General features: G+C 70.7%; 8 protein-coding genes and 1 pseudogene. 6 read left to right on the forward strand and 3 right to left on the reverse strand.

Annotated elements, in window-relative coordinates; translation table 11 throughout:
- Nucleotides 1-256: 256 nt before the first annotated feature.
- The 4 genes from hda to ACEU5R_RS20735 are packed head-to-tail and all read left to right on the forward strand — an operon-like array spanning nt 257 to nt 3,513.
- On the forward strand, nt 257-958 hold the full coding sequence (gene hda, locus ACEU5R_RS20720) for a DnaA regulatory inactivator Hda (RefSeq protein ID WP_103272578.1): 702 nt from the start codon (nt 257-259) through the stop codon (nt 956-958).
- Nucleotides 955-1,653, forward strand: a complete 699-nt coding sequence (locus ACEU5R_RS20725) for an HAD family phosphatase (protein WP_103272577.1) — start codon at nt 955-957, stop codon at nt 1,651-1,653. Before hda ends, ACEU5R_RS20725 begins: the two co-directional genes overlap by 4 nt.
- A gap of 6 nt (nt 1,654-1,659) precedes the next feature.
- Complete coding sequence (gene pcnB / locus ACEU5R_RS20730; protein WP_103272576.1) at nt 1,660-3,027, forward strand: polynucleotide adenylyltransferase PcnB; 1,368 nt, start codon at nt 1,660-1,662, stop codon at nt 3,025-3,027.
- A 3-nt stretch (nt 3,028-3,030) separates the two neighbouring features.
- The gene (locus tag ACEU5R_RS20735) at nt 3,031-3,513 is read left to right on the forward strand and encodes a 2-amino-4-hydroxy-6-hydroxymethyldihydropteridine diphosphokinase (RefSeq protein WP_392411455.1); all 483 of its coding nucleotides are present in this window, start codon (nt 3,031-3,033) and stop codon (nt 3,511-3,513) included.
- Nucleotides 3,514-3,673: 160 nt separating this feature from the next.
- Here the strand turns inward: ACEU5R_RS20735 and ACEU5R_RS20740 are convergent, their stop codons facing one another.
- Nucleotides 3,674-4,564 (reverse strand): sugar kinase, encoded by an 891-nt coding sequence (locus ACEU5R_RS20740; RefSeq protein WP_392411457.1) that lies wholly within the window; start codon nt 4,562-4,564, stop codon nt 3,674-3,676.
- 299 nt (nt 4,565-4,863) lie between these two features.
- On the opposite strand from ACEU5R_RS20740, the gene nadA reads away from it, so the two are divergent.
- On the forward strand, nt 4,864-5,991 hold the full coding sequence (gene nadA / locus ACEU5R_RS20745) for a quinolinate synthase NadA (RefSeq protein WP_103272573.1): 1,128 nt from the start codon (nt 4,864-4,866) through the stop codon (nt 5,989-5,991).
- Between the two features lie 10 nt (nt 5,992-6,001).
- Nucleotides 6,002-7,591 (forward strand): L-aspartate oxidase, encoded by a 1,590-nt coding sequence (gene nadB, locus ACEU5R_RS20750; RefSeq protein WP_392411458.1) that lies wholly within the window; start codon nt 6,002-6,004, stop codon nt 7,589-7,591.
- A 130-nt stretch (nt 7,592-7,721) separates the two neighbouring features.
- Here nadB and ACEU5R_RS20755 read toward each other — a convergent pair whose 3' ends face one another.
- Both ACEU5R_RS20755 and ACEU5R_RS20760 read right to left on the reverse strand, forming a co-directional pair.
- The gene (locus ACEU5R_RS20755) at nt 7,722-8,549 is read right to left on the reverse strand and encodes an HpcH/HpaI aldolase/citrate lyase family protein (RefSeq protein WP_392411459.1); all 828 of its coding nucleotides are present in this window, start codon (nt 8,547-8,549) and stop codon (nt 7,722-7,724) included.
- Nucleotides 8,546-8,752 (reverse strand): annotated as a pseudogene (locus tag ACEU5R_RS20760) (CoA transferase); the annotation flags it as partial. The gene ACEU5R_RS20755 and the pseudogene ACEU5R_RS20760, both read right to left, overlap by 4 nt.

Below are 8,752 nucleotides of genomic sequence, written 5' to 3' on the forward strand. Positions count from 1 at the left end.
GGGTTGGCCGATATCGGTTTTGGCCAGCCGTTTTGGTCAACCGATTGACCCGATTCTTGACCCATTCTGTTTGACCTGATTTTTACTGCGGGAATCCGTTGCCGGATCCTGCCGCCAGCGTGGCCTGGCGGCGCCGGCGACGGGCCTGGCGACACGGCGCGCGGCCTGGCCGCAGCCGGGCAGCCCGCGCGAGTCCCGTGGCGCGGATCCGGATGTCCGGACCGCTCCGCAAGCAAGCCTGATTGAATAGCTTCCCATGAACCGCCAGCTGCTGCTCGACGTTCTTCCTGCGCCAGCGCCTTCGCTGAACAATTTCATCGCCGGCCCCAACGGGGAAGCGCTCGCGGCGGTGCGCACGCTCGCCCCCGGCCGGGCGCTCTACATATGGGGCTCGGCCGGCTGCGGCCGCAGCCATCTGCTGCGCGCGCTCACCGCGCGCCCCGACGCCGTCTACATCCACGCCGCCAACGGCGAGAACATGCTGCGCGTGCTGGCCGGCGCCGACTCCAAGTCGCCCATGCCGAAGTTCGTGGCGGTGGACGATGTGCATCGCATGGACGACAACCGGCAGGCCGGCCTGTTCGCCCTGTACAACCGCTGGCGCGAATCCGCCGCCACCGGCCGCGCCTTCGCGCTGGCCGTGGCCGGCGACCGCGCCCCGCTGTCGATGCCGCTGCGCGAGGACCTGCGCACCCGCCTGGGCTGGGACCTGGTGTTCCGCCTGGATCCGCTGTCCGACGCCGACAAGCTGGCCGCCCTGTCCGCCCAGGCGGCCGAGCGCGGCATGCACCTGGCGCCCGAGATCATCAACTGGATGCTGACGCACCATGAGCGCGACATCCGCAAGCTGGCAGCGCTGATCGACGCGCTGGACCGCTATTCCCTGGCCAACGGCCGCCCCATCACCCTGCCCCTGCTGCGCGCCATGCTCGCGGACCCCGACTCGCAACCCAAATGACCTCCCCACGTCTCGCCCTGTTCGACCTGGACCACACCCTGTTGCCGCTGGACAGCGACTATCAATGGGCCGACTACCTGGCGCGCACCGGCCGCGCCGGCGATCCGGACGAGGCCCGGCGCCGCAACGACGAGCTGATGGAGCGCTACAACCGGGGAGAGCTGACCGCCGAACAGGCGGCCGAATTCATGCTGGGCCTGTTGGCCGCGCATCCGCCCTATGAGCTGGCCGCCTGGCACGAGGCCTTCATGGCCGAAGTGATCCGCCCGTCGATCACGTCCGCCGCGCGCGCGCTGGTCGACGAGCACCTGCAGGCCGGCGACCTGTGCGCGGTGGTCACGGCCACCAACGGCTTCGTCACCGCTCCCATCGCCCGCGCTTTCGGCATCCCCCACCTGATCGCCACCGACGCCGAATACCGCCATGGTCGCTACACCGGCCGCATCCACGGCACGCCCAGCTTCAAGGAAGGCAAGGTGGTGCGCGTGGACCAATGGCTGGCCGGCATGGGCACGGCGCTTACGGATTTCCCCGAATCGTTTTTCTATAGCGATTCGGTCAATGATGTGCCCTTGCTCGAAAAGGTGAGCCAGCCGGTCGCCGCCAACCCCAGCCCCGCCCTGCGCAAGATCGCCCAGGAACGCGGCTGGCGCGTGATCGATCTGTTCGATCACATGGAAGATTCCAAGTCCTGAACCCTGATGATTACCGAAACCATAAAAAAATTCGTCGGCCGCCTGTTCGCGCCCGCTAATCGCGGACCGCTGCGCATCGCCCGCGACAAGCACGGCATCGACCGCCGCAACGTCTCGCGCCATGCCATCAAGGTCTGCGAGGTGCTGCGCCAGCACGGCTATGACGCGTATATCGTCGGCGGCGCCGTGCGCGACCTGATCGTCGGGCTGGAACCCAAGGACTTCGACGTGGCCACCAACGCCACGCCCGAGCAGATCCGCCCGCTGTTCCGCCGCGCCCGCATCATCGGCCGCCGCTTCCAGCTGGTGCACGTGGTGTTCGGCCAGGAGATCATCGAGACCTCCACCTTCCGCGCGCCCGCCTCGGAAGACCAGGAAACCGACGAGCACGGCCGCATCCTGCGCGACAACGTGTTCGGCTCGCAGGCCGAGGACGCGGCGCGCCGCGACTTCACCATGAACGCGCTCTACTACGATCCGCACACCGAGGAAGTCATCGACTACCACCACGGCGTGTCCGACCTGAAGAAGCGCCAGATCCGCATGATCGGCGACCCGGCCAAGCGCTACCGCGAAGACCCGGTGCGCATGCTGCGCGCGGTGCGCTTCGCCGCCAAGCTCAACGGCACCATCGACCCGGCCACGCGCCAGCCCATCGGCACCATGGCGGACCTGATCGAGAACGTGCCGGCCTCGCGCCTGTTCGACGAAATGCTCAAGCTGCTGACCTGCGGCCATGCCATGGACTGCCTGCGCCAGCTGCGCGCCGACGGCCTGCACAAGGGTCTGCTGCCGCTGCTGGACGTGGTGCTGGAACAGCCCGGCGGCGAACACTTCGTGGAGCTGGCGCTGGAACGCACCGACGCCCGCGTGCGCGCCGGCAAGACCATCAGCCCCAGCTTCCTGTTCGCCGCGCTGCTGTGGCAACAGGTCGAGGTGCGCTGGAAGCAGTTGCGCGCCCAGGGCGAGCACACCATCCCGGCGCTGTCGCAGGCCGCTGACTCGGTGCTGGACGAGCAGACCGAAAAGCTGGCCATCCAGCGCCGCTTCTCGTCGGACATGCGCGAAATCTGGTTCATGCAGCCGCGCTTCGAGCGCCGCATGGGCAAGACCATCTACCGCATGATCGAACAGCCGCGCTTCCGCGCCGCCTGCGATTTCCTGCAGCTGCGCGCCGCCGCCGGCGAGTTCGACAGCGTGCTGGCGCAATGGTGGATGGACCTGGCCAATGCCGACGACGACCTGCGCGGCGAAATGATCGAGGAAGTGTCGCGCCTGCCGCGCGATCCCGCCGACGCGCCGGCCTCGACCTCGGCCAACCGTCGCCGCCGCCGTCCCCGCCGCTCGCCGCGTAGCGGCTCGGCGTCGGAGTAAGCGATGAGCGCGGATCGCGTGCGCGCCTATATCGCGCTCGGCGCCAACCTGGGCGACAGCGCGGCCACCCTCAAGACGGTGCTGGACGAACTGCGCCAGACGCCTGGCATCGCCGCCGTGACCGCCTCGCGCTTCTACCGCACCGCTCCGGTCGAGGCCACCGGCCCCGACTTCGTCAACGCCGCCGCGGCGCTGGACACCACGCTGGCGCCGCTGGAACTGCTGGACGTGCTGCAGGCCCTGGAACTGCGCCACGGCCGCGAGCGCCCCTACAGGAACGCGCCGCGCACGCTGGACCTGGACATGCTGCTCCACGGCGACCAGTCCCTCGAAGACCCGCGCCTGGTCCTGCCCCATCCCCGCATGCACCTGCGCGCCTTCGTGCTGCGTCCGCTGCTGGACTTGGCCCCCACCCTGCGCGTCGCCGGCCGCCCGGCCGCCGACTGGCTGGCCGACATCCACGACCAGCCCATCTCCCCGCTGTAAAGGCGCCGCGAGACAACCGCCTCCCCATCCCGACATCCAGGCCAGGCACCACGCCCGGCCCCACACCGGCCTCCCGAATCGAGGCCGCACGGTGCCGGCTCGGCCGGTCCGTAGCGGCGCCCTGTTGAAGAGGGAGGCGCGCAGCGCTCGGGGGGACCCTCTATTTGAATTCCATCATCGCGCGTTCAACATCTTCCACGCCGGGCAGTCCCGCCTCGTTGCCCAGATGCTGGATCTTGTGCGCCGACGCCGCGCGGGCAAACGTGAAGTGCTCCGACCACGGCAGTTCAGGACGATTCAGGTACGACCAGACATAGGCGCCGTGGAACACGTCGCCCGCGCCCGAAGTGTCCACGATGCGCTCGGCCGGCACACCCAGTGAAGCCAGTTCGCGGATCCTGCCGTCCTCGCCATACCAGAGCATGCCGCGCTCGCCCAGCGTGACGGCGCCGACGCGGCAACCCCGGGCCTGCAGGAATTCCAGCAGGCCTTGCGGCGACAGTCCCATCTGCTCGCACATGCGCTCGGCGCATACGGCCACGTCGATGTAGCGCAACAGCTCGTCGGTGTTCTCGCGCACGCCGCCGCCGTCCAGCGAGGTCAGGATGCCGGCCTGGCGGAAGGCGCGCGCGTAGTGCAGCGCCGCGTCGGGCTGATGGCCGTCCAGGTGCAGCGCGCGGTAGCCGTTGATGTCCAGGCGGGGGAAATCGTTCAGATAGTCGGCATCGCGGGCGCGCACGATGGCGCGCTTGCCGTGGTTGGGCATGATGCAGGACAGCGAGGACCGGCGCACCTGGCGCGTGTGCAGCGCCACGCCGTGGGCCGCCGCCATGTCGGCATACATGTGGCCCAGCCAGTCCGGCGCCATGGAGCAGATCAGATCGGGCGCGGAGCCCAGCTTGGCGCAGGCGAAAGCCGCCGTCACGGCATTGCCGCCGAAGGACACCGCGTAGTCGCTGGCCACGCTCTTCTCGTCCCCGGTCGGCCAATGATCGGCCAGCAGGGTGACGTCGATATAGGTATGTCCGATGAATAGGGACGTGCAGCTCATGTTCCTGCCTTGTAGGTCGCGCCGCCAAGAGGCGGCGATCGCGTTGCAAAGGGATGATGGTCGTGGCGCTGGCCCGCCTGGCGGAGGCTGGCCGCCCGTGCAAGGGTCGCCTCCCGCGCGAGCCACCCTGCTTCGGGCCGCACCATGCTACGCCATTCCCCGCGCCCGCGCCGTCGCGATGCCGGCCCGGCATGATGCAAGTCTGGAACCGGCGGAATCGGGCATCGCTTTCGGGCGCTTTTCTTAATACTCAATATGAGTATAATTTTCCCGAACCCATTCCGGAACCGGAGACCGCCATGTCCATCAAGTCCGTCGCGTTCGACCACCCGACTTCCGCCGGCGCCTGCGGCGTTGGCCAGGCCTGGGCCCGCGTGCCCGCGCCGCAAAGCCCCGACCAGCAGCGCCAGGCCGCCGACCGGCTGCGCCGCCTGCTGCGTGAGCGCGACGCGGTGATGATCGCCCACTACTACGTGGATGGCCCGCTGCAGGACCTGGCGCGCGAAACCGGCGGCTGCGTCGGCGATTCGCTGGAAATGGCGCGCTTCGGCGCCAACCATCCCGCGTCCACCCTGGTGGTGGCCGGCGTGCGTTTCATGGGCGAGACCGCCAAGATCCTCAGCCCGCGCAAGCGCGTGTTGATGCCGGACGGCGAGGCCACCTGCTCGCTGGACCTGGGCTGTCCCGCCGACGCGTTCAGCCGCTATTGCGACGCCCATCCCGACCGCACCGTGGTGGTCTACGCCAACACCAGCGCCGCGGTGAAGGCGCGGGCCGACTGGGTTGTGACGTCCTCGGTAGGACAGGACATCGTGGCGCACCTGCACGCACGCGGCGAAAAGATCCTGTGGGCCCCCGACCGCCACCTGGGCGCCTACATCCAGGCGCAGACCGGCGCCGACATGCTGCTGTGGCAAGGCTCCTGCGTGGTGCATGACGAGTTCAAGGCCGACGAATTGGCCGCGCTGTCGCGCGAGCATCCGCAAGCGGCCATCCTGGTCCATCCCGAATCGCCGGCCGGCGTCGCCGCGCTGGCCGATGTGGTCGGCTCCACGACGCAGCTGATCGCCGCCGCCGGCCGGCTCGATGCCGACACCTTCATCGTCGCCACCGACCAGGGCATCCTCCACGACATGCGGCAACGCCATCCGGGCAAGACCTTCCTGGCCGCGCCCACCGCCGGCCATGGCGCGACCTGCAAGAGCTGCGCGCTGTGTCCCTGGATGGCGATGAACGCGCTGGACGGCGTGGAGCAGGCCCTGACCTCGGGCCGAGGCGAAATCGCGCTGGATCCGGCCATCGCGCTGGCCGCGCGCCGGCCCATCGAACGCATGCTGGATTTCGCCGCCGCGGCTCGCCAGCCGGTGCGCAGCAGCGGCGACTTCGCGCGCGACGGCGCGCTGTACCGCCACTTCGGCCCGGCCTGAGGACAGGTCCATGCATCCGGAATCGACAGACGTGCTCGTCATCGGCGCTGGCCTGGCCGGCATGGCCACCGCCCTGTCGCTGCCGCCGCATCTGCGCGTGGCCATGCTGAGCAAGGGCCCGGCGGACGATTGCGCCAGCGCCTGGGCGCAAGGCGGCATCGCGGCGGCGCAGGCGCCGGACGACAGCATCGAGGCGCACGTGCAGGACACGCTGGTCGCCGGCGCCGGGCTGTGCGACGCCGACGCCGTGCGCCGCATCCTGGCGCAAGGCCCCGCGGCGATCGACTGGCTGCTCGGGCTCGGCGTGCCCTTCACGCGGGACGAGGATGGCCGCTCGCTGCACCTGACGCGCGAGGGCGGCCACGGCGCGCGCCGCATCGCCCACGCGGCCGACGCCACCGGGCGGGCCGTGCACGCCGCGCTGCTGCGGCAATGCCGCGCGCGACCCAACATCAGGCTGATCGAACATGCGGCCGCGCTGGATCTGCTGCTGGCCGAACCCGCCGATGCCGGCGCGACCCGGCGCTGCCTCGGCGCACGGGTGCGCGTCGGCGACGGCGATATCACGCCCTGGCTGGCCAGCCATACGGTGCTGGCGACGGGCGGACTGGGACAGGTCTATGCCCAGACCACCAACCCAGATGCCGCGACCGGCGACGGCGTGGCCATGGCCTGGCGCGCGGGCTGCCAGGTGGCGGACATGGAGTTCGTGCAGTTCCACCCCACCGCGCTGCAGGTGAATGGCCGCGCGGCCGGCCTGGTGACCGAGGCGCTGCGCGGCGAAGGCGCCGTGTTGCGCCTGCCGGGCGGCGAGCGCTTCATGCCCGCGCACGACCCGCGCGCGGAACTGGCGCCGCGCGACATCGTGGCGCGCGCGATCTGGGCCGAGATGTCGCGTCTCGATCTGCCCTATGTGCACCTGGACATCTCGCACCGGCCGCGCGCCTGGCTGGACCGGCATTTTCCCGCCGTGACGGCGCTGTGCGCCGCGCATGGCATCGACATCGCCACGCAGCCCATGCCGGTCGCGCCCTGCGCGCACTATGCCTGCGGTGGCGTCCGCGCGGACGTGGACGGCGCCACTGGCATCGCCGGTCTGCGCGCCGTGGGCGAAGTCGCGCGCACCGGCCTGCATGGCGCCAACCGGCTGGCCAGCAATTCGCTGCTGGAATGCGTGGTGATGGGACGGGCGGCGGCAAGCGCCATCGCCGCATCGGGCGATGCAGTAAACGCGGGAGCCTTGGCGGCGTCATCGCTGGCGCGGGCGCAACTGCCTGCTCGCCCAGCCACGCGGCCTGCCCCGGAAGTGCCCGGCGCGCCCGACACGATACGCGCTGCACTGCGACGCCTGATGCAGCAGCAAGCGGGCATCATCCGCAGCGATGAGGGGCTGGCCGACGCGGCAGGGCGGATAGCGGCATGGCGCCACGAGTTGCCGCCCGATGCGGATCCCGGACGGGACGCCCGCTGGCTGGCGCTGCGCAACCAGCTGGATGTGTGCGGCCTGATCGTCGACGCGGCGGCGCGGCGGCGGGAAAGCCGGGGCGCGCACGCCAGCAGCGACTGGCCCGCCCCCAGCGACGCGCCGGGCGGCCCCTAGCTCTAGTTCCAGGCGCGGTGGCGGGATACGCGAAGTCGGGACGCGGCTCCCGGTCGCCAGGCCGCGCAGCCTCCCCTCCTGGTCTCGCCCCCCCCAAATGCGCACGCCGAGTGGCCGGCAAGCCCTCGCGCTAAACCGACTCGCCCGCTTGCGCCAGCGTCTGACGCGCTCGGGCGATGACCGGCGCGTCCACCATGCGCCCGTCCAGCATGAACGCGCCCGGCCCGCCATCGCGATGCGCGGCAAGCACGCGCCGCGCCCAGTCCAGCTCGGCCGCGGCCGGCGCGAAAGCCTGATGGATCAGCGGCACCTGGGCCGGATGGATGCAGAGCATGCCGCCAAAGCCCATCTGCTGCGCCCTGGACGCTGCGCGCGCCAGACCGGCGGTGTCCTGCACGCCGGGAAACACCCCGTCCAGCGCCGGCGGCAACCCGGCCGCGCGGGTCTGCAACAGCACCTGGATGCGGGCATGGTCGAGCACGATCCCGGCGCCCGGCGAGTCAGGCGACAACCCCAGGTCCAGCGCGTAATCCAGGCTGCCAAAGGCCAGCCGCGCCACCCCGGGCGTGGCCGCGACTTCCGCAAGATTGAGCACGCCGCGCGCCGTTTCGATGATGGGAATGACCGGCAGCCCCGTCTGTGCCGCATGACGCGCCTGCGCCAGGCTTTCGGCCTTGGGCAGCAGGATGGCGGTCACGCCGGCCTTGCCGCGCAGCGCCTTGAGATCGTCCTCGTGCCAGGGCGTGGCGGCGTCGTTGATGCGCACCCACAGGCGCGCCTGAGGATGCGTGCCCAGGAAGTCGCACAGCGCTTCGCGCGCGCTGTCCTTGGCCAGATGCTCGACGGCGTCTTCCAGGTCCACGATCACGGCGTCCGCGCCGCTGGCCAGCGCCTTGGGGATGCGCTCGGGCCGGGAAGCCGGCACGAACAGCGCGGTACGAACGATGGGATGGGTCATACGACCTCCGCGGCGTGCAGTCGCGCCACCTCGTCGGGCGCGTACCCCAATGATGCTAGCACCGCGTCGGTGTTTTCGCCCACGGCCGGCACGGGATCCATGCGCGGCGCGTAGGCGCTGTTGGTGGCGGGCGGCAACAGCGCCGGCAGCGCGCCGGCCGGGCTGCCGACCTCGGGCCCGCGCTGGCGCGCCTGGAGGTGGGG

Origin of the sequence: Achromobacter sp. 413638, assembly GCF_043119405.1 — a bacterium.
Lineage (GTDB): Bacteria > Pseudomonadota > Gammaproteobacteria > Burkholderiales > Burkholderiaceae_B > Achromobacter.